Raw genomic sequence first — 25,260 nt, forward strand, 5'->3', positions numbered from 1 at the left:
TGCACTGTGCAATACGCTGTTGCCGTAAGGCGTTGAGGCTTTCGGAATCGACGGAAAGTATATTTGGCGCTTCCCAGAGGGAGGGCTCTGGGAAGTCGATACCGTTTCAGCTGGTGAGACCTTGGGCAGGTTGGATGCGGGTGGCGTGGCGAGCGGGAATAACCGAAGCAATCAGGCCGGCGACGATCAAAACCACGGCCAGCACAGCAACCTGCGCCCAAGGCAGTGAGACTGCGAACCACCGTGTCATACCGCCGATCTGCGCCTTGACGCCCGCGACGCCCAACGGCAGGCCGACCACCAAGCCCACTGCCGTGCCGAAAACGGTCTGGACGAGCGCTTCCCAAGCGATGGAGCCGCGTATGACGCTGCGTCGGGTGCCAAGCGCTCGCAGCATACTGATCTCCCTGGAACGTTCGGTGATAGCGAGGGCAAGTTGGTTCGTCAGTCCGGCGAGACTGATGAGCACGGTGACGGCGAGCATCGCGTAGGAGAGCGTGAGCAGCAGGTTCAATACGTTAAGGATATCGGCGCTTTCGGCGATGCCACCGCTGACGGTTGCTTCCGGGTCAGCTACGGCGAGCCGGTTAACCTGAGCCGCGAGCTGGGCACGGCTTGTACCCAAGCGCGCTTTGAACCATACTTGGCTTGTGACAAGTTGGGAGGTGAGCTGTTCTCCTTGGGGCAGTGCGGCGAGCTGCGCATCGGTGATAATGACGGCCAGCCGTGGCGATTCGGTGAGTTGGGAGGGCTGGGCCACGACTGTGAAAGGCATGCCGGCGACTTCAAGGTCAATCTGCTCCCCCGCCGCGGCGCCGATGGCCTTCATATACCGAGGGTGAACGAGTGCGACAGGCATGGCCGAATCGGCACCATCCCGCGCGGGATGCCAGTCATCGTCCGCTGCGAAAACGGAGGCTGCCTGGTCGGGAATGACCTCAAGCACCTGTGGAGTGGCTTTGCCGCCATCGGGCGCGTGGTCAATGGTTGCGGTGCGCACTGGATATGTGCCGGCTGCATCAGTCACTTCGCCTGTGCGCCGCAGCACCTTGTCGGACAATGTCGTACCGTCGGGTGTGGCGAGGGCGGCGGAGATTGGATAACGGTGCTCGTTGTCGGACATAATGGTTGCTTGTCCGGTGGCGGCGGCCGAAGCAAGTGCGGCGATGAGGGTGACGCCGAAGGCAACGGCAGTGATGGTGGATCCGGCACGACGCGCGTTCGCCATAAGATTCGATGCAGCGAGCCGTCCGGATAGACCACCAACCGTAAGAATTCGACCGGCAGCAGGCATGAGCGCGGCCATCATGACTGGCAGAGCAAGTACAAGTCCGGCAGCGAGAGCGAGACCACCGACCAGAGCTAACGGCATGGCATGGCGATCAGCGCCAAGCCAAAGCAGCGCTACGCCAAGAACGGCGAGCACTAACCCAATTGCAGCGCAAAGCATCGCACGACGATGTTCTAGTCTGCCATCATCGGAGACTTTCGAAGTCTCGGAAGCGGCAGCATCAAGCGCCCGGATAGGCGGTATGCGTGTGGCATGGCGAACACTCGTCCATGCGGCGATGACGGTGGAGGCAACGGCGAGCGCAAGTGCTCCGACCAGCAGCGCCGGGTTGGCGGCGAATCCGCCGTAGGCTTGGCCGGTGGCAACCATCGCCGCATAGGCACCACCTGCGCCGAGTACGCCGCCGATGACGGCACCGATAATACCGGTGAACAAGGCCTCTGCGAGCACCATGGCGCGGACGGCGGAACGTCGGGCACCGACAAGTCGGAGCATCGCGATGTCGCGGGCACGTTGGGCGATAAGAGTGCGATAGGTACCGGAGATGACCATCATCGCGCACAATGTGGCGATAAGCGCGAACACGGCCATAATGACGGTGAGCTGGGTGCTGCCGCCGGCGAGCATGGCAGCGGCCTGGCGAGTCATGTCGGCACCTGTGAAGGCGGCGAAGCCTTGCGCCTCAGCAGAGTGGGCCAATCGTGGCAAGAGAGCAGTTGCCTGATTCGGATCCTTGAGTTTGACCAGCAGGTCGCCCGGCACAGTATCGCCGAAGAAGGCGGGATCAGCATACAGTGCGTAATCGGTGCCGGTGAGCGGCTTGAAGGTCACATCGTTGATGCCGACGACCGCGACGGTGCGGGTCATGCCATCCGTGGCTTTCAGGGTAATGGTGTCACCGGATCGGATGCCGAGTTGGTCGGCAGTGTCTTGAGAGATGACGACTTCACCATTACCGGTCGGCCAGCGGCCTTGTTTGAGACCGAACCAACGCAGAGTCGGCTCGCTGGAGATGCTGTAGACGCTGGCGCTGCCGCGCGCCTGTTGTCCGTAGGCGGTGAAGGTGGCAGCTAAATATGGAGAGGTTGCCGCAACCTGCTCGCGGATGCCAGAGTCATCTAAGATTTGGTCGGCCCAGTCGGAGTCAAGTCCGCCGGAGTCCTTGCCGTTGGCATCAATGACCAAGTCAGCGGGTTTGAGTGGCGCAGCCGTGCTGGCAGCCATACTGGCGTTCGAGGTGGCTGAGAAGACGACGGTGCCGGCCAACATCGCGGCGGACAGAACCACTGCGATGAGCACTGCAGCCAGTCGGCCTGGCGCATGTTTGATCTGTTCCCAAGCGAGCCTCATCATCGTGACATCTCCTGTCCCAAACCTTTGGACGACGCGGAGAGTGTGGCCGTTCCGCCCTGCTTGTCGGCATATGTCGTCGGCGTCTTGTTCCCTTCCCCTGTTGCAGCCGAAGGCAGAGTTCCGCTGCCCTCATTCAAGGCACGCACCACGTCGGCGGGCGTTGGATGCATAATGTCTGCGGCGATGCTCCCGTCACGTACGACCAAGGCACGGTCGGCGCAGGCGGCGGCGTTGGGGTCATGGGTGACCATGATGATGGTCTGGCCGCGATCGGTGGCCATACTTCTCAAGATGGCGAGCAACTGACGCGAGGACTTCACATCGAGGGCCCCGGTTGGCTCGTCAGCGAATATGACAGCTGGCCGGCCGACCAAAGCGCGGGCAACTGCGACGCGTTGGCGTTGGCCTCCGCTCATCTCCTGTGGCTTGTGATCGAGCCGTTCCGCGATGCCGAGCTCGCTGGCGATACGTCGCACGGCTGCCCGGTCAGGTCTCTGCCGACGCAACGTGTACGGCAGCTCGATGTTCTGTTCGGCCGTCAGGTACGGCAACAGGTTGAAGTCCTGAAAGATGAACCCGATACGGTCGCGGCGAAGATCCGAGAGGGTATCATCCGGCAATGCGGCGATATCTCGGCCATCAACGATCACTCGACCGGAATCAGGCGTATCCAGCCCTGCCATGAGATGAAGCAGCGTGGTCTTTCCTGAGCCGGATGGTCCGACGATTGCGGTGAACCGTCCGCGTGTGAACTGTGTCGTGATACCGTCCACGGCTATTGTTTGGGCGCTTCCTTCGCCGTAGGTCTTCTTTACGCCTACGACTTCGACTGCCGGGGCGTCGATCGATTCGGTATGTTGGTGTTCCACCATGACACATCATCCCTTTCCTATGGATTCGCGCTCGTCGATGCGAGATCGTTTCCGAACGGCTCGATTGCAATCGGCGACCGCATGATTGCGCGACCCATCGTATGGGCGAAGGAATTTCGACGAAATCAGCTGCTTGGATAAATCACTGCAGCACCCACCGATCCATCCGTACCGGGAACAGTACTGAGGTACCGCCCTTGCCTGGTCAGCTCCGTCTTGGGAAGGATGGGCAGGATACGCACCGCACCTATAGTTGTGTGGTATGGGGATATGTGAGCAAGCAAACGACCGGGAAACGGCAAGATGGTTCCTTGGTCTCGGTCTCACGGGCTCCTTGCTGACCTGCCTGTGGGGTTTGGCCGGATTGGATGACTGGGCTTGGTCCTCGGCAATGTTACTCACGTTGTGTCTGGCTGGACGCTCGGAAGCCGGCGACATGCTCAGTGCAATGGTAATAACGATGCTTTCGGCAGCGCATATGGCTGTTGCTGGCTCGTTTCTGCTGCCCGGCGATATACTGCTTCCTCTGGCGATGGCATTAACAGCGGTATGCAGCCATGAAGGATGCAGGTTCATAGGACTTGTTTTGGGCCTGTTCCCGATACTGGCTTTGTGGAGCCGCGTGGCGTGGCATGATATGCCGACTGTAATGGCGACAGCGGTCTCAGTCGCAGTGCTCGTACTCGAATACGGCGGCTGGCTCATTGGTCTAAGGCAGGGGCATGCCAGGCGGAAGTGGAGACAAGAGCACCGCCGTAGCGAACTGCTGGAATGGGACTACAAGCGTCATGCCGAATTGTCTGCCATGGAGGAACGGCAGCGCATCACCCGAGAGATGCACGACATTCTCGCCCATGCGCTCACCGCAATCCTGATACAAGCGGAAAGTGGCGGAACCGTGGCTGTCGACAAAGAGGAACAGGAGATTTTTCGCTCTATCGCTGGCATTGCTCGGCAATCCATCGGCGATATTCGGAGCCTGCTCGACCACATCGATAGCCAGCCTGTGATGCCGGAACCAGGTTTTGCGGAGTTGAGCGCTTTAATCGCACGGTTCCGCGCCGACGGACTGCACGTGGCCTTTGCCAACGATGGCCCGACAAACGACCTTCCGCCCGGACTTGGACTGAGCGTCTACCGCGTGCTCGAAGAAAGTCTGACAAACGCTTTACGTTATGGTTCCACGCCCACAGCATTGGCTGTGCTGCGCCACAATAACAGGGATCTAACCCTCACCGTAGAGAATCCCATAGTTGAGAAAACAATGGCACTCGCATCCACAGGCCGTGGTCTTGAGGCGATGCGTCAACGTTGTCGTCAATATGACGGCGACCTCACCTATCACCGTGGCCATGGACGATTCGTCGTAATGGCGCGGTGGCGCATTCCCAGCATTAGCGGTATTCAGGAGCGTGACGAACATGTCTGTTGATGTCCGGCAGCCCAACATCTCGGTCATGATTGCTGACGATCAGCCACTGCTGGTTGAGGGACTATCTCGTATCATCAACGCCGAATCCGATATGACGGTCGTCAGCACGGCGAGCAATGGTCAGGAAGCCATTGCCAAAGCCCTTGCAACTAATCCGGATGTCCTGCTGATGGATGTTCGTATGCCCGTGGTCAATGGTATCGAAGCGACGCATATCATCATCGACCGTCGCCCTTCCATTCAAGTGGTGGGGTTGACCAGCTACGACACCGACGCCTATCTCGTCGCAATGATCCAGGCCGGCGTATCCGGCTTTTTGCTCAAAGACAGCAGCGCGGAGCGTTTCATAGAAGCCATTCGATCGGTCGCCCTTGGCAACAAGGTATTCGCCGACAATTTGCTTAATTATGTGAAAGCCAACACTACCGTCGAATCCATACCTTATGAACAGGAAACAGCCCCAGCAGCGGCATGCGAAACCGACGACAATCCCATTGCAATCACGCACACCGTTGAGCATGATCCAGACGGAAGCCATAGCAGCGAAGCGGACGCGCCCATCGAATCTGACTCATCGACCACCGGTAGCCAGTTGATGAAGAATCTCTCGAAACGGGAACAACAGGTTCTGTTGCTCGTAGCCGAGGGGTGCTCCAACGCTGCTATAGAAGAACGACTGGGTATATCAGAATCGACTGTAAAGGGCCATGTCGGCAAACTCCTGAACAAATTGCATGCGCGGGATCGAACCGCCCTTGTCATCTGGGCGTATCGTCACGGCATAGTGCGCTGAAGGCGACATATGAACCCCCGACACGCTGTCACCATGGGTGCGCACGACGCGCTAGTGTGTGCTTGGCGAAATTTGGAACCGTAGATGGTTCGTCCGAGAGCGAGAGTTGAGTTGTTCAGGATGGTGGTGTGATGCATTTGCCTTCGTTCCGTCGGTTACGCAGTGAGGCGTCGCGTACGTTCCCGCCGAATCTGGCCCGCGTGATGCTGCTGTGTTGCGCGGCATTGTGGGGCGGCAGTTATCTGGTGGCGAAAGTGGCGATGGATGCGATTCCGCCATTGTGGTTGATGGGCTTGCGCACCCTCGGCTCATGCATGGTGATGATGGCATTATTCCATCGCAGCATTCTGCCATGCCTGAACGCACGCATCGTCGTGCCGGCTTTGTTGGTCGGTGTGACATATTGGGGCACGATGGCCACACAGACCATAGGCCTGACCACCATCGACCCCGGTCGCAGCGCATTCCTGACCGCAGCGTATTGCGTGCTCACCCCGTTCGCGACATGGGCGCTGACCAAGCGTAGGCCGCGATTGGTCAATCTGCTGGCAGCGGTAATCTGTCTGGCCGGCGTAGGCTTCGTCGCCTTAAAGCCGGGTTCGGGATCATTGGCATTAAGCGTCGGTGACCTGCTGACTTTGGCATGTGCGCTGATCTTCTCGTTCAATCTCACCCTATTGGGCATCTTCTCCAAACGGTTCCATCCGATCGCGGTGACGTTCGTGCAGTTCGCCGTAGCAGGCGTCATGTTCCTTATCACAGCCGTGTTCACGGAACCAGGGCCCAGCATGGCGTGGTGTTCCCCCGACATCATTCTAAGCTTCCTGTATCTGTTCCTGGGCGCGACGACGCTGGCCCAGATTATGCAGAACATTGGCTTGGCACACGTGCCAGCGGCCAGCGCCTCCATCATCATGTGCACGGAAAGCCTGTTCGCCGTAGGCTTCTCCGCATTATTCTGGGGTGAGGCCATCGGATGGAACTCCATCATCGGCTTCGCGCTGATTTTCTCTGCCGTGCTGATGAGCGTCGGCAAACACACTGATTAGACTGACATCAATCTGCAAACTCATCATCAAACAGTTCGGCCCTCACCATCACAGACTGGTGAGGGCCGAACTTCAACTTCAACTTCAACGCAACGCACGCACGAAGGAGAAGACGTCCTTGGGGCGCATATCGGGCAGGTAGGCGTGCACTGTGGCCAGCGCGATTTGCGCGAGTTTCGCAGCATCCGGATAAACGATGTACACCGGATGAGCCTGCGGCTGGAACTTCTCTTTGAACCGCAGCAACGAATGGAAACCATAGACGGGTTCCATGACGTCCGCCACCGCTTCGAGCACATGCGGCAGGAAGAGTGAATCCGCGGTATCAGGGGTTACATCAGTGTTCACGTTTGAGTCGTTACTGCCATCGCTCTCCTGCGCCCGGTCGTCTTGAACAGCGTCGGTATGCAATCCCGCCAGAGGTGCGGCGGACAGACTCATGAACTCCGCCTCGCCTTCGTCACGCAGCCGTTCGGCCATGCGCGCGATCAGGAACTCCATCACCCCGTTCTTGCTGTCCGGACGATGCCGCATGAAGTCGAGCGTCCAACCCACGATATGTCCATCGCGCCAAGTCGGCAGCCAGCTCGTCACACCTTGCACCAAACCGTCGGCATCCTGCGCGTACAGAATCCGTACGCGTGGATCATGCAGTTCCTGCACGCCACCGAGGGTGAATTTCATTTCAGGCAGCGCCTTCTCCCCCACCCATTGCTCGGAGATATCGACAATCTGTGACTGCACTGCAAGCGGCAGTTCGCCATAGGTGGCAAGCATATCAACAACACCTTCGCGTTTCGCCTTGTTGATGGCCGTGCGCACATCCTGCCATTTCTTGCCACGTGTCTGCCACGCACGCGGATCGAGCACCATCTCGGTACCCACATCCAAGGCCTTCCAGCCGTGCGATACCAAAAGATCGCGCTGTTCGACATGCACACTGTAGAACACAGGAGTCCAGGAATGCTCCGCGCAGAATCTGATGAAATCGCGCAGATCATCCCGCCATTCGGCCGGGTCGCCGAATGGCCCGGCCACCGTCAAGGCCACGCCATACGCCACGCGATAAGCGATCGCAGACCGGCCTGAAGCGGAAAACCAGTACGTATTGCCCTGCCAGGTGGCCATGAACGACATTGACTCGCCGCCCAATTCCACTAGGTGGGACGCCTCGCGCTGCGAGCGTTCACCAATCATTGATCGGTCAAGCATGCAAAACAGAAGCCCCGCAATCATTGCCACCCACAGCAATGATCCGATACCTTGATAAAGTGCGCGGGCAGCAGGTGCCACAGGCAGAAAATCCGGACTGATTGCATTAAGGAATCCAATGGGAAGGAACCGATCAGGCAAATCCTTAAGCAATCCCCATATGGTCACGCCATCAGTAAACCAATCCGGATGAGTGATACCGGCGGCGAGATACACCACGGACAGCAACGCTCCCCATATAAGAACTACCACACCGGTAATTGCGACAAGCTTATTGCGAGTGTGTAGTGGGAAACGTCGCATCTGCCCCGCGATCATGATGATGCAGCAAAGCGATGGCAGAACCGTGGCAGTCATCGAACGCAGTGCACCATGCATCACCAATCCAGCCATGTCATCGGAGAGCGTGCCAAGAGGAAACACCAGAAAATACAACACACTGAGCATAACAATGCCCGCATTGACGACGATGCCCGCCCACGCAGCCAATCGCCGCCCACGGTACAATCCATAAGCCACAACAAGCATAAACGCAACAGGCAACAGGGATACCAGCACATTGCCCGGCATCCAAACACGTGCCAGACGGTATTGGTTGTAGCAATCAATGGAGGTCTCCCCCGACAGACACGACGCCAAACGTGTCGTATCAGGCGCGTCATCACCCATCAGCAATCCCAATGTGGAGAGCGGACCGGCATGGATCGGCGAAGTGACAGCAATCAGGGGCCCCAATGCCATCACCGCAACCACGACTGCCGTGATACGACGGGCTTCCAGCATGGTGAACGTCAGATGACCAGGCTTGGCATGACGCGACGCCATGAGATAGCCGAGCAGGTGGCCGAACAGAGCGGCGGCGAATACGCACCAATCGCCGGTTTCGCCGCGGTACAGCACCAACATCGCAGCCAGCGCATAGCCGATAATGCGGATGCGGCGCTTCCACAACACGGATGTGAAGGCACTGGCTGCCATCAGAGGGCCGAATACCAAAGTCAGCGGCCCCAAGACGAAACCGAGCGTGGCAAGATGCTGCCATAACGGCGAATGGCCATTGACCATAACGCTCACGCCCATGCCTGTGGCGATGCCTCCGGTCGCGCAGATCAATGCCACCCATGCGCTTTTAATTCTGCCCAGCCGTGACTCCGCGTACCCTCCGGCAAGCAGCACAGCCGGCACGTCGAGCAATAACCTCAACGGATGAGCTACGAACAACAGCGACAACGGCACCGTATATAGGTGCCCCTCCATCAGCCGGTCAAAACTGATCCTGCACCAATCGGGAGGGAAATGCGCACCTGCCATGCCTTCAACAGCCCATACGGCGCAGTTCATCACCAAAATAACGGCACTAAGCATCAATGCCAGCGGATTGGCACGCAGCCAAACCACAATATCTTGGATGATCGGCCGCAGTGACGAACGCCGATCGGTTGCATGATTGTTATTCATTGCATACGCTCCTTATCCTCGTTCACCGGCAAAACCCGCACATCCTCAAATTGACTTATCGGCCGCGCACGGTCGGACAATCCCAATCGCTTGCACAACGTGTCAAGTTCGGCGTTCATCGCGGCATGTACGGCATGCCAGTCATGGCTGGTTCCGGGCACTTCGAGCATGTGGACGTCCATGCCAATAGCTTTGGCACCTGCGGCAAGCCGTTTCATGCTGGCGATGGAATCCGTATCATTCTCCCCTGCAGACATCAGCATCATCTGATCGGATTTGCCACGCTGTTTCATGGCCAGCAACGGTACCTGAGATTCATAGGCAGCCCTGTCGCCTTGGAAGAAGCGTTCAATCATCGACTGCTCGCTGCCATTGTGCGGGCCGAGCTCACTGGCGAACGGCATCATCGTGCCATAACGTTCTGGGTGGCGCACACCCAGCTGCACCGAACAGGTGCCACCTTGTGAGAATCCACCGATGGCCCACTGCCGCGCATCCGCATCAGCCGGAAGGGTGTCGAGGATCCAATCGGTCACGTCCTGGGTCAGATAGGTTTCCGCATTGCCATACACCGGGGTGTCCGCGCACAGAGTGTTGTGCGTCTCGTCGCCCAATTGATCGGGAGAGACAACAATGGGTGCCAGTCCGTCATGGCTCGCGGCGTATGCATCAAACAAGTCAGCCAATCCACTCGCTTGGAACGCACGTTCAGGACTGCCCGGCTGCCCCGACATCATAATGAACACGGGAAGTGCCGGCGGATTGTCCACCAATGCGGCAGGCGGCAGATAAACCATGGCGTCACGGGCTTTAAATCCCGACTTGGTGGCAGGAATAGCGGCGGACTGCACACTGCCATGAGCAGGAATTGCCTGACGCTGCGCATCGGTTAATCCGCACAGCCACCGTTCCACGCTAGTTGTCGAACGACTGGCCGTTCCCCGTTGCAGCTGCTGGTATGTCGAGATGCCGAACACGCTGCCAAGCGTCGTATATTCGCCGTATTGCAAGTTCACAGCAACAGCCGCGGCGAGTACGACGACCGGAGTCAAGCATGCAGCCAGCACTCGCCGCCAGCCATGCAACGCAGCCAATGCCGCGATAGTTGCTCCAAGCGCAGCAAACCCCAAGGCCACCGACCAAATCACTTTATCGCCGAGCCCCACGCCGAATACTACGAATACGTCAGACACCAGCCATGCGCCAATGTAGCCGACTATCAGACCGATGATCGCGCCCACGACAAGCCATATGGTACGAGGAATACGTACCATCCTGTGCAGGTTGTCTTCGGCATTTATGCGTTCTTTGGCATGCTCGGCAAGTTGTTCCTGAATGAGCTCGTGCTGGTCTCGAAGCGAATCATTATGTGCTGCAATCTGTTCTGCAATATCGTGTTCTCGATTGCGTGCATCATTCCAAATCGACGCGACGGCCAATATGCCTACTCCTGCGAGCGCGACGCCGATAATCGTTGCGGGCAACCATCCTGAAGTCAACGGAATAGACCAAATCGGTGCCGCAGCCAATCGATTTGCGACCGATGCCAACCACATGTCATGCATCATGTTCACGCCCCCTGTTGAACCGACGCCATGCTAAAGCCGGCTGTCACAAAGAACGCTGAGAGAACTCTTACAAAATGAAAATGGTCAGTAAGGGCACAGCAAATGTCATTGCGTCATCGCCCCACACGCTCGACGTTGTTTTCGGCTAGGCGTTCGAGCATGGTGAGCGGGTGGGCACGTTTGGCGAGGGTTTCGGTGTAGCGCGCGGTGACGGCGATGAAGATCAGGTACACGTAGGGCATGCCGAGATTGGTTTCAAGCAGCGAGTTGATGACCAGCGGTTTCAATGTCTCTTCAAAGCCGAGGCCTGCGGAGCGGATGCCGCCGATGAGCAGTCCCAGTTCCCAGCCGAATTGCACGAGCACGCCGATGGCAAGCAGCCACGGGATGTTCACGCGGTGTATGCGCTGCTCCAACCCGTCGTGGGCGAGGTTCCAGACGATCAACGCCAGATAGCCGACGAGCAGGATGAGGGCCATCCAGCCGTGATAGGCGCCGGTGGTGCGTTGAATAATAATGGGATGGGCGACCTGGTCGGGCGCGAAGCGTGCGACCAGCGTCTGTGTGATGAGGGGCGCGCAGAACCACCATCCGAGAATGAGCAGCGACCATTCAAACAGGCGACTATCTTTGGAAATCCACAGCCAGATCCATGCGAAATTCGTGAAGCCATAGCTTATCGACATCCATAGCAGCACCCAGAACATCGATCCGCCTTCGATGCTGCGCGTGTGCAACGCAAGGTTGAAGATGCCGTAGTCGACGGCGAAATACAGCACGCCGGCGGCGAGCCCCACCAGCACAGTCATGGTTTTACGCCGCCACAGCAACAATCCGGCGAATACCAGCAGAAACGCGATATCCAACCAGATATACATCGGCGCAAACTGCCGCCTTGCCACAAAATCCACAACTTGAGCGGCACTATTCGCCGTCGTTATATTCCCATACACAACCATCAATGCTATCCTGTTGGTGTGCTGAGCGACAGTCGTGTGCTGTAACATACGTGGTCGCAAGATCAAGGGGGATAATATGCGCGCAACATGGTTCGACTTATGGTGCTATATCGTCGTCATCATTGATTTCTATGCTCTTCCGTTGGTGATGCGGGACACCGGGAGCGCCGTGGTTCTGATGCTGATCGCCATGCCGCTTGTCCTGTTCGCAACTTCCGTGGCGTATGGCCTGCGCCACGGGTGGCGTTATCAGTATCCGATAATCGTCGCGCTGCTGTTCGTTCCAACGATATTCATCTTCTACAACTCCAGCGCCTTGATCTACATCATCGTATACGGCATCATCGCTGTGCTCGGCGACGCATTCGGTCACATTCTCGTGCCCCTCTTTCGGAAAGAGTGATCGTCACGTCCCCGACGAACCACATCATTAGCATATAAGCTAAGATAGCTGATATGGAAAGCATTGCAGCATTAAACGCACGACGCACGACGTTGGATTTCACGCAGAGCAGTGTTGCCGATGCCATGGGCGTCTCTGCGCCGGTGCTGTCCCGCGCCATCAGAGGCAACCCGACGCAAGAGTTTCTCGACCGATACAGCGATGCGCTCGACGAATTATCCCGCCAAACCACACCACAGCAGATCGCCGATATTGCACGCCCCATCGCCGCCAAGCATTTCGTCGACGAACTCTACCTGTTCGGCTCCATGGCGAGAGGCGAAGGTACCGCGCATTCCGACGTGGATTTCATCTATCACTTCTCCCCCGAAGCCAACCCGCTTATCGATTCGTGGGCGTTACGCGACGATCTCGAACAAGCATTCGGACGAAACATCGATCTCGTGCGCAAAGACTATTTCACCACACCGCTCGGCGACCGGATTGCGGAAACGCAACGGATTCTGTTCGTCAACAGCGTGACCTCCAAACCAATGTTCCGCATCATCTAAAAGGAGGGAGAATGACCACGACATACAGCGACACAGACCTCATCCATATCATCGCCATCATTCGTGCGTTGCGTGACGCCCAGCGCTTTCTCGGAGATATGACATTGTACGAATTCGAAGCCGATGATGAAAAACAAAACGCTGTGGCCATGGCATTCGCGCGTTGCGGCGAGCATGTCAAAAGGCTGTCAGACGGATTCAGAGAGCACGAAAGCTCCATCGAATGGCGCAAGGTAGCGGGAATGCGCGACTGGATTACACATAATTACGATGGATTGGATTTCGAAACGCTCTATCATGCAGTGGTTGAAGAAACTCCACAAGTGCTCAACGTGCTGCTTCCCTACGCCGATCAAGCCAGCAACGAACGCATACAGACCACCGACCCCTTCGATGTGCCAACCATTGATTAGACCGTAATCATTTTAGTAAAGGACGCTTATACCATGACGGACGACAATGGGCATCGTGCACGGCGAAACGACGAAACGACCGTCGCCGGGCAGCATCGTCGGATGCGGCGCGCCGACCGCGAGGTAACCGATATGGAGCAGATCGGCGCGATTCTCTCCAGTTGCGATATCGTGCACGTGTCATACCAGGATGCCGAAGGCCTCGCCATCGTGCCGTTGAACCTCGCATACGAGTTCGATTCGCTCACCGGACATCTGACTCTATACTTCCATTCGGCACCGAACGGCCGGAAAATTGATGCGATCCGAGCGGCCGGCAATGCGCTGCCCGTAGCGTTCGCCACGGAGACTGATTGCGAGGTCACGCAGGGGCGCACCCTATGCAACTGGGGCGAAGCGTTCAAATCCATCGTCGGCATCGGCACGGCCAGCATCCTGACTGCCATGGACGAGCGCCGCAAGGCCTTGCGTCTGCTGATGGCTCAGCAGGCGCACATCGCCGATGCCACTTTCACCGACAACCAAGTGCTCAGCGTCACCACTTGGAAGGTCGAATCCGACCATTTCACCGCCAAGGTGCGCCCCAAGCCGGAACCGCCGCACAGTCGAGTCTGATAATGAACATACCCCACGCTCGGCTATGCTCGAGCATATGAAACGAACGTCTCTTCAGCACTCTGATCTGCCGAGTTGGCTGGATGCCTCACTGGCGCATGCTCCCATGTTTGACAGCAGCTCGTCGCCCGAGGCGCGGGTGACGTTCATCGACGCTGAGGGTGGCTTCTTTCTCAAGCGTGCAGGATTGGGAACGCTCAAACGCGAGGTCGAGCTTACGAGGTTCTTCCATGCGCGGGGGCTTGCCACCGAGGTGCTGCGATATGAGCAGGACACAACCCGCAAATGCGATTGGATGCTCACCAGGCGTCTGCCCGGCGAGGATTGTACGGCCACACAGTATATGGAGCAACCCGAACGTTTGGTCGAGCTGATGGCCGAACGACTGACACTCCTGCATACGATGCCGACCGACGGATGCCCGGTGCCCAATCACACATCGCGATATCTGACTCGTGCCGAGGCGGGGCAGCGCATCGGACGTGCCGACCCATCGTTTTTCACCAACATGTTCGGCCTCGCATCGTTAGATGAGATTCGTCGTGTCATCGACGAACGCAGGCAACTGCTGCACACGGACACGCTGCTTCACGGTGATTACTGCCTGCCGAACATCATCCTTGACAACTGGCAGTTCTCCGGTTTCGTGGATCTTGATTCCGGCGGCGTCGGAGACCGACACGTGGACGTGTTCTGGGCGTTGTGGACTCTGCGTTTCAACTTCCATACCGACCAATACGATGATCGATTCCTCGATGCTTACGGCCGAGACCACGTCAATCTCGACACACTGCCGTTGATCGCCGCCATCGAGGTATTCGGATAAGAACAATCTGACGCATCGTCCACACACAGCAAATGGGTCTCGACCAAATTCAGTCGAGACCCATTATCGTTAGCTCATATCACTTTTGCGGCCCTTGATTATTGACGTCACAATGAGCTCCGCCAAAACCGCAGGCAAAAAGCTCTGATCAGTCCTTGGCGATGGTCTTGCCGGCGTTGGCGCCGGAGGCAAGATCCTGAATTTCGGTCACTTCAAGCACCGGGATGACGGCCGGCTTCTTGGTGCCCTTCTCTTCGGCAACCTTGACCTGAGCCTCATAGATGGCGTCATCGGAGTGAAGGGTCACGTTACCGCGGAAACGGTAGCCCTTCTTTTCGGCGAGGTTGGCGAAGGCGATCACCAGCGGGGAACCGTCCTTCAGATTCTGATACACCTGGCCGGCGGTGCGCTCATGGTAGGCGATGTGCGTGTCATCGAGCACGAACAGGCTCATCTTGGGGCCAAGATCGAGCTCACCGTCCTTGGAGATGGTGGTGACCCAGCCGAGGTTATTGGTGATGAATTCCTTGATTTCCGGAGTGATGACTGCCATGTCGTGTTCCTTTCGAAGACAATGGTTGTTCCTCTTCTAGGGTAGCGAATCAGCTCGCGCGCATCGCGCGGTTTCGCTGTGAGTGTTCTCACGTTGCACCATATTGCAGTTTCGTACACATCCCAGCACCTGCCCGATGCCGTCCACCTGCATCCACCGCCATTCGGCAGACAGACAGTCGCCAGTTCACTCCCGTGATTAGGATAAAGGTGATTCGCCCGACATGGACCATATATAGAGGAGAGACGAACATGGATATGCTTCAGGCCATGCAACTTCGCCACGCTGTGCGCGACTATAGCGACCAGCCGCTGTCGGAGGATACGCTCGCTGCAATCGCCCAAGCCATCCGCGAAGTCAACGCCGCCTCTGGTCTCAATATTCAGCTGGTTCATGGCAGCGACGATGCGTTGAACGGTTGCCCCACGCATTATGGTCGGTTCAAGAACGTGCGCAACATGCTGGCGTTCATCGGCCCCGATTCCGACGATTTGGATGAACGGATCGGCTATTGGGGTGAGCGCCTCGTTCTGACCGCAGTGTCCCTTGGCTTGGATGCATCCTGGGTGGTGCTGCACGACACCGAGAAAACCGGATGCTCCTGGACGCTGCAGGATGGCGAACGCATGCCTGCCGCCGCAACGCTCGGTTATGGCAACCGCCCTGGCCGTCCTCATCGCAGCAAGCCGATGGAAGAGCTGGGCACGGTGGAGTCGGGCACATACGCCGACGCTCCCGACTGGTTCCATCAGGGCATCGAAGCCGTATCGCTGGCTCCCAGCGCTTTGGGCAAACAGCCGGTGCGATTCACACTGCTCGAGGACGGACACCATGTTAAAGCCGAAGCTTTGGAAGGTGTGCAGGCATCCATTTGCCTAGGCATCGCCAAATTGCATTTCGAACTCGCCGCCGGCACGGAGCATTTCGTCTGGGCCTAACGCCTCCTCTGAAGCCGCACAGTCCACGAATGTGGAAGTTTCTTGAACGTCTATTGTGAGGTTTCTCAAGAGTTTCACTAAAGGCTCAGCCCATTTCAAGGCCTAGCGCCTAGGTTAGGACGAGTGAAGAAGTTTTTCGAAGGTCTTTCCCTATCCTCAATCGTGGCGGGCACCCTTGCCGCCGTCACCTCATTCCTGCTGGCTTCCAAAATTGGTATCGCCGGCTCGGTGATCGGCGCGGCGGCCAGTTATATCGTTTCCGTGGTATCCACGAACATCTATAAGAATGTAATCGAAGCGTCCGGCGAAAAGCTTCAGGCTGTGAGCGGCGGATCCAATAATGACGATGGCAATAGCGATGCCGATGCCGTGAACGGCAATGCCAAGGAATTAGGCACAACCACGGCCGATGATGCTGATGATAAAACGCTCCCCCTGTCCGAATCGGACGATGCCGGCAAATCTGACGATGCAGGCAACACCGATGAAACCGACGCAACCGATAACTTGCTCAGCACACGTCAAGCCAATGCGCGCCGTCCGCGTTCCATCAGTTCACAGCCTGCGAATGATCGCATCTATTCGGTAAGCGAGTTGCGCAAGCATCGCTCACGCAACACCAAGCGCACTGCCGTAATCGTCACACTGGTTTCCGGATTGTTGGCCGTAGCCGTAACAGCCGGCATCGTCATGCTTCTCACCGAAGGCAAGGGCACCGATACCGTGGTGCGTGATCTGGTTACGCAAACCACTACGCAACCAACACAGTCCGATCACCAGCCCGCCGCTCCCGAGCACGGCAACGGCTCCACCGATGGCACGTTGGATTCCACCGATTCCAATGGCGGTGAATCCGACTCGTCCACATCAAACTCCACCGATTCATCCACTACCAATGGTTCTGAATCGTCCACCGACACGAGCACTGGTTCCACCGGATCCGGTACGGATAGCTCCACTTCGACTGATGGCAATGCCACCAGCGGAACAGGCACAGGCTCCGGATCCACTGACAGTTCAACTGGCAGCGATTCCAACAGCACAACTGATAACGGTTCGACGGGATCCACCAGCGGAACAACTGGAGGCACGACTGGTTCGAATTCATCGCAGTCCACGGGCGAATCGAACTCATCGACCGGAACCGGCAATTCATCAAACACCGGTGCCGCCGAATGATAGAGGCCACCATCATGGGCCTATAATGGGCATCAACAGGGATGTTCAAGGAGGAGCCCATGTCACGCCGTGTTTCCGCATTCGCTAAAGTTTCGATCGCTGCCGCTGCTCTGACGGCGGCAGCAGCCAGCTGCACAGCGATCGCCGCAAACCTGCTGTGCACCTACGCGGTGGACACCAAGGCCAAACGCTCCACCTTCAATACACCGTGGGACAGCCTCCCGCAACATCTCGTGCATGATGCCGAGCTGCAGGCCGAAGCGGCGGCTTGGTTCAAGAATTCTCGTCAGCCGGTAACGCTTCGTTCGCGCGACGGACTTTCCTTGCATGGATGGCTGTTGGATCCTGATTGTGCCCAGCCCGATGCTCACCGCTATGCCATTTGCTGCCATGGTTACACCGGCGAGCCGGCGGAAATGGCCAAGTGGGCATATCATTTCGCCCGCATGGGCTTCACCGTTCTGCTCCCCGCACACCGCGGACATGAGCGATCCGAGGGCCGTTATGTGGGCATGGGATTCCTCGAGCACTATGACCTGCTTGATTGGATCAGTCTTATCATTGATGCCGATCCCCAAGCACGCATCCTGTTACATGGCAACTCCATGGGAGCGGCCACGGTGATGATGACGGCCGGCGACCCCGCGCTCCCTCGCAATGTGGTCGCTGCGATCAGCGATTGCGGTTACGCCTCAGTGGTAGGCCAGTTCACCAATAGCATCGTCTCCATGACCCATCTTCCGCGACCTGTGGCATACGGCATCGTGAAACTTGCCAGCACTATATGTCATCGCAAAGCGGGCTACCGTTTCGAGGAGGCCTCATGCGTGGACGCGCTGCGTCATGCCACAATACCGATGCTGTTCATCCATGGCAGTGAGGATTCCTTCGTCAAACCACATGATTTGGAACTCAATTACCGCGCATGCGCCAGCATCGACCGCGATAAACTGCTGATTCCCGGAGCGGAACATACGATGAGCGCCAGCACCGATCCCGTACGGTATTGGAACCGAGTGGATGCTCTCATACAACGCGCGTTCGAAGCGTAGCGCAATTGCTATCTGTTATCGCATTCATGTACACCGGTTGGCAGCGATTCATGTCGCTGTACATGAATGCGATAGCATCCGGGCTGGCACTATTCGACGGATTTGAGGGCAGCCAGCATATCCACTGTCTTCAACCGTCGATAAACCACCCACCCAAGCACGGCAAGCACAACACCGACCACGATCACAGGCACGATGAACGCACGCCAGGTGATGGACGGGTCGAACATCACTTCGTCCGGCGGCACTTCGTTGATGATGTAGCCGTGCAGCAATGCGCCGAAGACATATCCGCATAGGATGCCGATTGCCGATTCCACAATGGTTTCGCGGTAAATGTACATCGTGGTTTCATTGGTGTGAAAGCCCAACACTTTGATGGTGGACAATTCACGAATACGTTCGGATACGTTGAGGTTCGTCAGATTGTAGAGAATCACAACCGCCAGCAATGCCGCCACCAGAACCAGCACTTCCATGATCTGGTTCAGCGAAGAGACAATCGTGTTAATCATCTTGCGCTGCGTAATGTTTTGCACCACGGATTTAACACCGGAAAGTTCCATAAGCCGTGCGCCTTGTTCGGCGGCATTCCCAGAGGAATGATCGTTGAGACGCACCATATAGGCATTGGCCGCCCAATCCTTACCAAATACATGCTCATATCCGCCGGATGACATGAAGATGAAATGACCAATGTACATTTCACTCACGCCACTAACCGTGATAGTGCGACGTTCACCGCTTGCGTCGTAAACGGAAAAACTGTCGCCCACGTCAACGCCCAGCATGTCAGCCAGACGTTCAGAGACCACGGCACCTGTATCGGAAAGCACCTGAGGATCATGAGACTGACGGTCTCGAAGAGTCATGTAATCGGAGAAGTTGTAGGCATCATCAGAGGCCAGCAAAGTCATACTCTGTTTATCGCCGGACTTGCCTCCTGTCCAAGTCATTTCCTCATAAGTGACCGGCGTCGAGGATTCCACTGCCTTGTCTTGCAACGCCGTCTCAATCTCCTGGCGTTGTTCATCGTTGTTATCAGAACGTTCGGCCACAATCAAGTCGTAGTGGATGAGGTCGCCAAACTGCCGGTCACCAATCTGGTCAATGGAGCCTTGCACGCCAAGTCCGGCCATCAACAGACAGACAGCACCAGCCACACCGAATACAGTCATAAACAGGCGTATCTTGTAGCGGACAATGTTGCGCACTGTAACCTTACGCGTGAAGTTCAGCCGATCCCACAACGGCATGATGCGTTCAAGGAAAATCTTCGATCCTTTGGCCGGCGGCTTGGGTAGCAGCAAAGCCGCCGGCTTCTCACGCAGCTCACGTGAAACAATCAGCAGTGTCGGTACCACGGCACTCACCCAAGCCAGAATGAAAGCGGCGACTGTGATGCCCGGATGAAAATCCATAGCGATCAGTGGCAAGGTGAAGCCGCTGGAATACGCATGATAGACAATATACGGCAACAGCGTATGTCCCAATGCCACGCCGATAATGGTGCCGGCCGTCGAAGCAGTAAATCCGTAGATCACGAACTTCTTCATGACATCAATGTTGGAGTATCCAAGGGCTTTGAGCGTGCCGGAGTTAACGCGTTCCTCATCCACCATGCGCCCCATGGTGGTGAATGTAACGAGGGAAGCCACCAGGTAGAGGAATATCGGAAAGACTCGTGCAAGTTTAGCTACGATATTCGCAATAATCATATAGACGCGATAGCCTTCCGCAGTCAGGCCTTCACGACGGCTGTTAACCGAATATGCAGGTACGATCAAACCGTCCACTTTCTCTTGCGCAAGCGCGATATCTTTTTCGGCGGCGGCGATCTTTTTCTCAGCTGCGGGCTTTGCCTCGTTGAATTCATCAAGTTTGCTCTGATATTCCTCCTGAGCTTGTTCAATGCTGCGTTCGGCTTCGATCAGCTGTTCGACACCATCGGACAGTCGGCCTGCATCACTGGCATCAGCCGCATCAGGCAAACTTGTGGAAGCAGCATTGATTGACTTGGACATTGCACGGCCAAGTTCCGTTTGTTTTGCTGCAAGTTGATTGGCTGCGTCAGCAATCATCGCAGCGTTCTCCTGGTATTCCTTACTACCGGCTTCAAGTTGGCCGGCCGAGACGTTCCATTGTTCGAGAGCCTTGTTGTAATCCGCAAGTTTGGAGTTGTACTGATCAACAGCTTGGTTGTAAAGCGTATAGGCCTGCTCGTATTGCTCTCGCAATTTGTTATAAATCGGACCGGTCAGACCTGTGCTCTCCCATTGATTGAGTTTGGCGTCAATGGCGTCAAGCACGAGTTCGGCTGTTTCCAATTGAACACGTGCCTGATCAAGTTGCGTTTTGGCCGCGACGAGCTGCGCCCATGCTTGGGAGAGTTGAGCATTGCCTTGTGCAATCTGTTGTCCAGCAGCATTGAGCTGCATGCTCGCTTGCGTCAGCTGAGTGCCGGCGAAAGCAATCTGTGATTGCGCATCCACCAGCTGCTCGATGCCGGCAGCCGCCTGTTTGGCTTGCTGGGACGTATTGTTGAGTCCAGCAACGGCATCACCGGCAGCGTCACCGGCTTGATTGACGGCATCGATTTTGCCTCGTGCGAGCTGATCCTTGGCATTCTCAATCTGAGCTTTGGCATCGGCCAATTGCTGTTCGGTGTCCACAAGCTGCTGTTTCGCCTCAGCGACCTGTTGCTTAGCTTTGTCGATTTGTTCACGTCGCTGTTCGCGAATATCGTTCACACGTTTATCCGGCTGACCGGCCAAATGTGCGGTAAGTGCACTCTTGTGCGTTTGCACCGCATCGCGATAGTCGTCGGACCAGTAATTAAGGCCTTGCGTATCGCTGAAGGTGAGTTTCGCAATCATCGCGACGTCGGAGTCGAAAGCGGATTGGTCCACAACAGCATAATCATTGAGAACTCCGGAACCGGCAGTGGATTGCCCCATGTTCAGATCGGAAACGGTATCGGAGGCTCGCACAAATCCCACCACCTGATATTCGTGGACCGACAGCACAGTGTCGCCGGCAATATCGGGCTTTTCAGTGAAACGAATCGTGCTGCCAATGGCGAATTTGTCGTTGAGCGTTTCACCCAATGCGATTTCCGAATCGTTGCGCGGCAATCTTCCTTGTCGAAGTTCATAGGTGGAAACTCGCTCGGGTGCGGAATAGATGCGAACAGCCCGATCGGTGTTCTTCACCGTCACATCCTTGAAATAACCGAATTCCACATCCTTGATGCCTTTGACCTGTTTAATGACCTGTTGGTCGTCTTCGCTCAGACCGTAATCGGAAAGCACCGTGATGTCGGCGAGATTATGCGTTCGGTAGTAGTCCGCACCGGTGATCTGCATATCCGGCCCGGTAACCCACAATCCCACAAGTGCGAACGAACCCAAGGCCATCAAGCATACGATGGAAATGAAACGGCCCCACGAGTGGGAGAGAGTCTGCAGAATGTCTTTGTACAGCATGGATTTCGACACGGCCTACCACTCCAGATCTGCTATATTCATCGGGGAATTGTTGAGTTCAACAGCCGCGACCTGCCCATCATGCATACGAATCACGCGATCGGCGATGGGTGTAATGGCGGAATTATGAGTCACAATCACCACAGTTGATCCTTTTTCGCGGCTCATATCCTGCAGAATTTGCAGCACCTGCTTGCCAGTGTTGTAGTCGAGTGCACCGGTCGGCTCATCACACAACAGAATCTTGGGATTCTTCGCCACAGCCCTGGCGATGGCCACACGTTGTTGTTCGCCGCCGGAAAGCTGAGCTGGGAAATTATCGATGCGGTCTTTCAATCCCACACTGGTCAGCGCCGCAACCGGATCCATGGCATTCTTGACGATCTGCGAGGCGAGTTCCACATTCTCCTTGGCGGTGAGATTGGTTACAAGATTGTAGAACTGGAAGACAAAACCGATATCGTGGCGACGATAGTCGGTGAGTTGACGCGCATTGTAATCCGAGATGTCCTTGCCATCAATGATCACCTGCCCTTCGGAATTGGTATCCATGCCGCCCAGAATGTTGAGCACCGTGGATTTTCCTGCGCCCGATGCCCCAAGGATGATGGCCAATTCGCCTTTCTCGATATCGAACGAAACGTCTTTGTTGGCTTCGATGGTGGTGTCACCCATAATGTAGCGCTTGTAGCTGTGCTTCATTTCGATATAGCCCATTGTGCGTCACCTTTCCATCCCGTATGCGACACTTATTTGAACAACGTGTTGATTATTATTTGGGTGTATTCTACGATGAAGCAATCGAAAGAATCAATGAACACAATCCGCGAAACTGTTGACCGCCCCACCAGCGGCAGCACTATCTCATCTAGTCCGAATCGCACGGAGGCATTATGGCAAACACCCGGCAGACCAAATCAAAGGAGAAAATACGCGCAGCCTTCACCCAACTGATGAACACCAAAGGCTTCGAAGCCATGACAGTCTCCGATATCGCACGAGAGGCGCACGTCAATCGCGGCACGTTTTACATGCATTACATCGATAAGTTCGATCTGCGCACCCAGCTGCTCGAAGAAGAAATCGACACATTGACAAACCTCATCATCAATAGCGAACCGCTATCGGACGAGACGCAAGACACTGAAACACCAGACAAGAGCGATCCGTGCAATTACATTCCCAACTCCGCAATACTTGCAGCGATCACGCACATCAAAGACAACTATGACTTCTTTTGGGCCATCAGCGAGCATGGCACCAATATGAAACTACACACCACCATGCAGGAAACCCTCAAGCAGCTCATCCTCAGCCAAACCCATAACCCCGAGTATCACATCGATTATCCTGGCATTCCGGAAATCTATGCGCAGGAAATCCTCGTCTCGGCAATCACCTCAATCATCTGGCTCTGGCTTCGGCGAGGATGCAAGGAAGATCCAGAGCTCATCGTCGATATCATCGATCGCAACAAAACGCTCTCCCCCATTGCACTCCTGCGTTGACACAACACTAGAACGACATCGTCCTTCAGCAAATATCATTTGATCGGCATCGATTCCGCCCCCACAAATTTCTGCACTCATATAGGCAGACGTAACCACAGGCGCCAATGAAACCTACACTCCCGGTCTGATGGGCATGCGAAGATGGGTGGCATGAGTACAGTTATCATGCATACGTCCGAAGGCGACATCACCATCAATCTGTTCGACGACAAGGCTCCGGAGACCGTGAAGAACTTCCTCGGCCTTGCTACCGGCGAGAAGGAGTGGACCGACCCGATGACCGGCCAGCCTTCTCACGAGAAGTTCTACAACGGCCTGACCTTCCATCGTATTATCAAGGACTTCATGATCCAGGGCGGCTGCCCTCTCGGCACCGGCACCGGCGGACCCGGCTACAACTTCGATGACGAGATTGATCCGTCTCTGAAGTTCGATCATCCGTACATCCTGGCCATGGCGAACGCTGGTCTGCGTCGCGGCATGGACGGCAAGATCCACGGCACCAACGGCTCGCAGTTCTTCATCACCACCGTGCCGACCCCATGGCTCGACGGTCACCACACGATCTTCGGCGAAGTCGCTGATGACGATTCCAAGGCCGTGGTTGACAAGCTCGAAGCCCTGCCCACCGATCCGATGGATCGCCCGACCGAACCGGCGATGATCCTTTCGATCGACGTGCAGTGAGATTGCACGAGATTATTCTCCGCATCTCAATCCAATAGCGAAAAGGACGGTCACATGACCGTCCTTTTCGCTATATGCTGGACGCATTCACATCCACCCCGCCCTCGTCTCGCAAGCAAGGAACGCATATGACCGAGATTCTTCCGCCGCAAAAACCCGCGAAGTCACCGCTGGATCTGCATGTGTTGCGTTATTTCCTCGCTGTGGCCGAAGAGCGCAACATCACATGGGCGGCTGAACTGTTGCAAGTCTCCCAACCCACGCTCTCCCGGCAGCTGCGCAAACTCGAGGAAGATCTCGGTGTGCCATTGTTCGTGCGCGGGGCAAAAACCATCGATTTGACCGCCGAAGGGCATCTGCTGGTCGACCGCGCGCAGACGCTAATCGCCTTGGCCGACAAAACCGAGCGCGAACTGCGCGATTCCCAAGGTAACCTCAACGGCAGCATCGCCATCGGATGCGCGGAATCCCGCAGCATGACGTACCTAGCCCGTCGCATCGCCGCATTCCGCGAACTGCATCCGCAAATCCGCTTCGACATTCGCACGCTCACCGCCGATCTCACGCAGGAACGCTTGGAACAGGGATTGCTCGATTTAGGACTCATGAGCGAACCGGTAGCCGTGGACCGCTACGACTATGTGCGCACACATGTCACCGATCGTTGGGGCATGCTGGTACGCGCGGACAGCCCCTTGGCAGAACTCACCGTAATCCGCCCACAGGATTTGGTCGGCGCAACCATGATTCTTCCGTATCGCCCGGAAGTGCAGCGCGAGGTGCTGAACTGGTTCGGCGACGTGGCACCGCAGATTACCATCGCCGCAACATTCAACCTGTCGATGAACGCGGCGACTATGGTGCGCAACGGCGTAGGCATCTCGTTCAGTTTCGACGTGCCGGTGGTTGATGATGGTTTGCGATTCCGCCCGCTCTCCCCCAAGATGGAGACCGGCTCGGTGATCGCATGGAAGAAAGGACAGTCGATGTCGCCGGCGGCCGCCGCATTCATCGAGTTCCTGCGTGCCGACGAACCCGCGTAACGCCTGTACGTTTTCTT

General features: G+C 56.5%; 22 protein-coding genes. 14 read left to right on the forward strand and 8 right to left on the reverse strand.

Going from position 1 to position 25,260, the window contains the following annotated elements; genetic code table 11:
* Positions 1–106: 106 nt before the first annotated feature.
* Both G1C95_RS07780 and G1C95_RS07785 read right to left on the reverse strand, forming a co-directional pair.
* Positions 107–2,644, reverse strand: a complete 2,538-nt coding sequence (locus G1C95_RS07780; RefSeq protein WP_169172384.1) for an FtsX-like permease family protein — start codon at positions 2,642–2,644, stop codon at positions 107–109.
* The gene (locus G1C95_RS07785) at positions 2,641–3,516 is read right to left on the reverse strand and encodes an ABC transporter ATP-binding protein (RefSeq protein ID WP_169172385.1); all 876 of its coding nucleotides are present in this window, start codon (positions 3,514–3,516) and stop codon (positions 2,641–2,643) included. Before G1C95_RS07785 ends, G1C95_RS07780 begins: the two co-directional genes overlap by 4 nt.
* A 436-nt stretch (positions 3,517–3,952) precedes the next feature.
* Between G1C95_RS07785 and G1C95_RS07790 the strand changes: the two genes are divergently transcribed.
* From G1C95_RS07790 to G1C95_RS07800, 3 genes are all read left to right on the forward strand, one after another.
* Positions 3,953–4,948, forward strand: a complete 996-nt coding sequence (locus G1C95_RS07790) for a sensor histidine kinase (protein ID WP_169172386.1) — start codon at positions 3,953–3,955, stop codon at positions 4,946–4,948.
* Positions 4,938–5,741 carry a response regulator transcription factor gene (locus G1C95_RS07795; protein ID WP_169172387.1) on the forward strand — a complete coding sequence of 268 codons (804 nt, stop codon included), beginning with the start codon at positions 4,938–4,940 and terminating at the stop codon, positions 5,739–5,741. Before G1C95_RS07790 ends, G1C95_RS07795 begins: the two co-directional genes overlap by 11 nt.
* Positions 5,742–5,872: 131 nt before the next feature.
* Complete coding sequence (locus G1C95_RS07800; protein ID WP_240947489.1) at positions 5,873–6,790, forward strand: DMT family transporter; 918 nt, start codon at positions 5,873–5,875, stop codon at positions 6,788–6,790.
* Positions 6,791–6,874: 84 nt separating this feature from the next.
* Here the strand turns inward: G1C95_RS07800 and G1C95_RS07805 are convergent, their stop codons facing one another.
* The 3 genes from G1C95_RS07805 to G1C95_RS07815 form a co-directional block, all read right to left on the reverse strand.
* Positions 6,875–9,460, reverse strand: a complete 2,586-nt coding sequence (locus tag G1C95_RS07805; RefSeq protein WP_169172388.1) for a bifunctional lysylphosphatidylglycerol flippase/synthetase MprF — start codon at positions 9,458–9,460, stop codon at positions 6,875–6,877.
* On the reverse strand, positions 9,457–11,028 hold the full coding sequence (locus G1C95_RS07810) for an alpha/beta hydrolase (protein ID WP_169172389.1): 1,572 nt from the start codon (positions 11,026–11,028) through the stop codon (positions 9,457–9,459). Before G1C95_RS07810 ends, G1C95_RS07805 begins: the two co-directional genes overlap by 4 nt.
* A 113-nt stretch (positions 11,029–11,141) precedes the next feature.
* Positions 11,142–11,906, reverse strand: a complete 765-nt coding sequence (locus G1C95_RS07815; RefSeq protein ID WP_169172390.1) for a hypothetical protein — start codon at positions 11,904–11,906, stop codon at positions 11,142–11,144.
* Between the two features lie 157 nt (positions 11,907–12,063).
* On the opposite strand from G1C95_RS07815, the gene G1C95_RS07820 reads away from it, so the two are divergent.
* From G1C95_RS07820 to G1C95_RS07840, 5 genes are read left to right on the forward strand one after another with little or no spacing between them, the layout of a single operon-like run.
* Positions 12,064–12,390: a hypothetical protein gene (locus G1C95_RS07820; protein ID WP_169172391.1), complete on the forward strand. Its 327-nt coding sequence runs from the start codon at positions 12,064–12,066 to the stop codon at positions 12,388–12,390.
* 53 nt (positions 12,391–12,443) lie between these two features.
* Positions 12,444–12,941, forward strand: coding sequence for a nucleotidyltransferase domain-containing protein (locus tag G1C95_RS07825; RefSeq protein WP_169172392.1), 498 nt, complete (start codon positions 12,444–12,446; stop codon positions 12,939–12,941).
* An 11-nt stretch (positions 12,942–12,952) separates the two neighbouring features.
* Positions 12,953–13,354: a HepT-like ribonuclease domain-containing protein gene (locus G1C95_RS07830; protein ID WP_169172393.1), complete on the forward strand. Its 402-nt coding sequence runs from the start codon at positions 12,953–12,955 to the stop codon at positions 13,352–13,354.
* A 33-nt stretch (positions 13,355–13,387) separates the two neighbouring features.
* Positions 13,388–13,969, forward strand: coding sequence for a pyridoxamine 5'-phosphate oxidase family protein (locus G1C95_RS07835; protein WP_169172394.1), 582 nt, complete (start codon positions 13,388–13,390; stop codon positions 13,967–13,969).
* Positions 13,970–14,006: 37 nt separating this feature from the next.
* Positions 14,007–14,795 carry an aminoglycoside 3'-phosphotransferase gene (locus G1C95_RS07840; RefSeq protein ID WP_169172395.1) on the forward strand — a complete coding sequence of 263 codons (789 nt, stop codon included), beginning with the start codon at positions 14,007–14,009 and terminating at the stop codon, positions 14,793–14,795.
* Between the two features lie 148 nt (positions 14,796–14,943).
* On the opposite strand, the gene G1C95_RS07845 is transcribed toward G1C95_RS07840, so the two are convergent.
* Positions 14,944–15,348 carry a pyridoxamine 5'-phosphate oxidase family protein gene (locus G1C95_RS07845; RefSeq protein WP_169172396.1) on the reverse strand — a complete coding sequence of 135 codons (405 nt, stop codon included), beginning with the start codon at positions 15,346–15,348 and terminating at the stop codon, positions 14,944–14,946.
* 251 nt (positions 15,349–15,599) lie between these two features.
* Here G1C95_RS07845 and G1C95_RS07850 point away from each other — a divergent pair, with 251 nt between their 5' ends.
* From G1C95_RS07850 to G1C95_RS07860, 3 genes are all read left to right on the forward strand, one after another.
* Positions 15,600–16,286 (forward strand): nitroreductase family protein, encoded by a 687-nt coding sequence (locus G1C95_RS07850; protein WP_169172397.1) that lies wholly within the window; start codon positions 15,600–15,602, stop codon positions 16,284–16,286.
* A 123-nt stretch (positions 16,287–16,409) separates the two neighbouring features.
* Positions 16,410–17,465, forward strand: a complete 1,056-nt coding sequence (locus G1C95_RS07855) for a hypothetical protein (protein ID WP_169172398.1) — start codon at positions 16,410–16,412, stop codon at positions 17,463–17,465.
* Positions 17,466–17,524: 59 nt separating this feature from the next.
* A complete protein-coding gene (locus tag G1C95_RS07860) occupies positions 17,525–18,517 on the forward strand; it encodes an alpha/beta hydrolase (RefSeq protein ID WP_169172399.1) in 993 nt (330 codons plus the stop codon).
* Between the two features lie 89 nt (positions 18,518–18,606).
* Here G1C95_RS07860 and G1C95_RS07865 read toward each other — a convergent pair whose 3' ends face one another.
* The gene (locus tag G1C95_RS07865) at positions 18,607–22,014 is read right to left on the reverse strand and encodes an FtsX-like permease family protein (protein WP_169172400.1); all 3,408 of its coding nucleotides are present in this window, start codon (positions 22,012–22,014) and stop codon (positions 18,607–18,609) included.
* Between the two features lie 3 nt (positions 22,015–22,017).
* Complete coding sequence (locus G1C95_RS07870) at positions 22,018–22,719, reverse strand: ABC transporter ATP-binding protein (protein WP_169172401.1); 702 nt, start codon at positions 22,717–22,719, stop codon at positions 22,018–22,020.
* Positions 22,720–22,895: 176 nt separating this feature from the next.
* Here G1C95_RS07870 and G1C95_RS07875 point away from each other — a divergent pair, with 176 nt between their 5' ends.
* The 3 genes from G1C95_RS07875 to G1C95_RS07885 all read left to right on the forward strand — a co-directional run bounded on the left by G1C95_RS07875 (position 22,896) and on the right by G1C95_RS07885 (position 25,243).
* A complete protein-coding gene (locus G1C95_RS07875; protein ID WP_169172402.1) occupies positions 22,896–23,510 on the forward strand; it encodes a TetR/AcrR family transcriptional regulator in 615 nt (204 codons plus the stop codon).
* A 153-nt stretch (positions 23,511–23,663) separates the two neighbouring features.
* A complete protein-coding gene (locus G1C95_RS07880) occupies positions 23,664–24,200 on the forward strand; it encodes a peptidylprolyl isomerase (protein ID WP_169172403.1) in 537 nt (178 codons plus the stop codon).
* 128 nt (positions 24,201–24,328) lie between these two features.
* A complete protein-coding gene (locus G1C95_RS07885) occupies positions 24,329–25,243 on the forward strand; it encodes a LysR family transcriptional regulator (protein WP_240947490.1) in 915 nt (304 codons plus the stop codon).
* Positions 25,244–25,260 lie beyond the last annotated feature (17 nt).

The organism is Bifidobacterium oedipodis (genome assembly GCF_012932425.1).
GTDB lineage: Bacteria > Actinomycetota > Actinomycetes > Actinomycetales > Bifidobacteriaceae > Bifidobacterium > Bifidobacterium oedipodis.

Bases quoted from the DNA above. Each gene is read 5' to 3' on its own strand.
- G1C95_RS07780 (WP_169172384.1), bottom strand. From the start codon at position 2,644: ATGATGAGGCTCGCTTGGGAACAGATCAAACATGCGCCAGGCCGACTG.
- G1C95_RS07785 (WP_169172385.1), bottom strand. From the start codon at position 3,516: ATGGTGGAACACCAACATACCGAATCGATCGACGCCCCGGCAGTCGAA.
- G1C95_RS07790 (WP_169172386.1), top strand. From the start codon at position 3,953: ATGCTCAGTGCAATGGTAATAACGATGCTTTCGGCAGCGCATATGGCT.
- G1C95_RS07795 (WP_169172387.1), top strand. From the start codon at position 4,938: ATGTCTGTTGATGTCCGGCAGCCCAACATCTCGGTCATGATTGCTGAC.
- G1C95_RS07800 (WP_240947489.1), top strand. From the start codon at position 5,873: ATGCATTTGCCTTCGTTCCGTCGGTTACGCAGTGAGGCGTCGCGTACG.
- G1C95_RS07805 (WP_169172388.1), bottom strand. From the start codon at position 9,460: ATGAATAACAATCATGCAACCGATCGGCGTTCGTCACTGCGGCCGATC.
- G1C95_RS07810 (WP_169172389.1), bottom strand. From the start codon at position 11,028: ATGATGCATGACATGTGGTTGGCATCGGTCGCAAATCGATTGGCTGCG.
- G1C95_RS07815 (WP_169172390.1), bottom strand. From the start codon at position 11,906: ATGTATATCTGGTTGGATATCGCGTTTCTGCTGGTATTCGCCGGATTG.
- G1C95_RS07820 (WP_169172391.1), top strand. From the start codon at position 12,064: ATGCGCGCAACATGGTTCGACTTATGGTGCTATATCGTCGTCATCATT.
- G1C95_RS07825 (WP_169172392.1), top strand. From the start codon at position 12,444: ATGGAAAGCATTGCAGCATTAAACGCACGACGCACGACGTTGGATTTC.
- G1C95_RS07830 (WP_169172393.1), top strand. From the start codon at position 12,953: ATGACCACGACATACAGCGACACAGACCTCATCCATATCATCGCCATC.
- G1C95_RS07835 (WP_169172394.1), top strand. From the start codon at position 13,388: ATGACGGACGACAATGGGCATCGTGCACGGCGAAACGACGAAACGACC.
- G1C95_RS07840 (WP_169172395.1), top strand. From the start codon at position 14,007: ATGAAACGAACGTCTCTTCAGCACTCTGATCTGCCGAGTTGGCTGGAT.
- G1C95_RS07845 (WP_169172396.1), bottom strand. From the start codon at position 15,348: ATGGCAGTCATCACTCCGGAAATCAAGGAATTCATCACCAATAACCTC.
- G1C95_RS07850 (WP_169172397.1), top strand. From the start codon at position 15,600: ATGGATATGCTTCAGGCCATGCAACTTCGCCACGCTGTGCGCGACTAT.
- G1C95_RS07860 (WP_169172399.1), top strand. From the start codon at position 17,525: ATGTCACGCCGTGTTTCCGCATTCGCTAAAGTTTCGATCGCTGCCGCT.
- G1C95_RS07870 (WP_169172401.1), bottom strand. From the start codon at position 22,719: ATGGGCTATATCGAAATGAAGCACAGCTACAAGCGCTACATTATGGGT.
- G1C95_RS07875 (WP_169172402.1), top strand. From the start codon at position 22,896: ATGGCAAACACCCGGCAGACCAAATCAAAGGAGAAAATACGCGCAGCC.
- G1C95_RS07880 (WP_169172403.1), top strand. From the start codon at position 23,664: ATGAGTACAGTTATCATGCATACGTCCGAAGGCGACATCACCATCAAT.
- G1C95_RS07885 (WP_240947490.1), top strand. From the start codon at position 24,329: ATGACCGAGATTCTTCCGCCGCAAAAACCCGCGAAGTCACCGCTGGAT.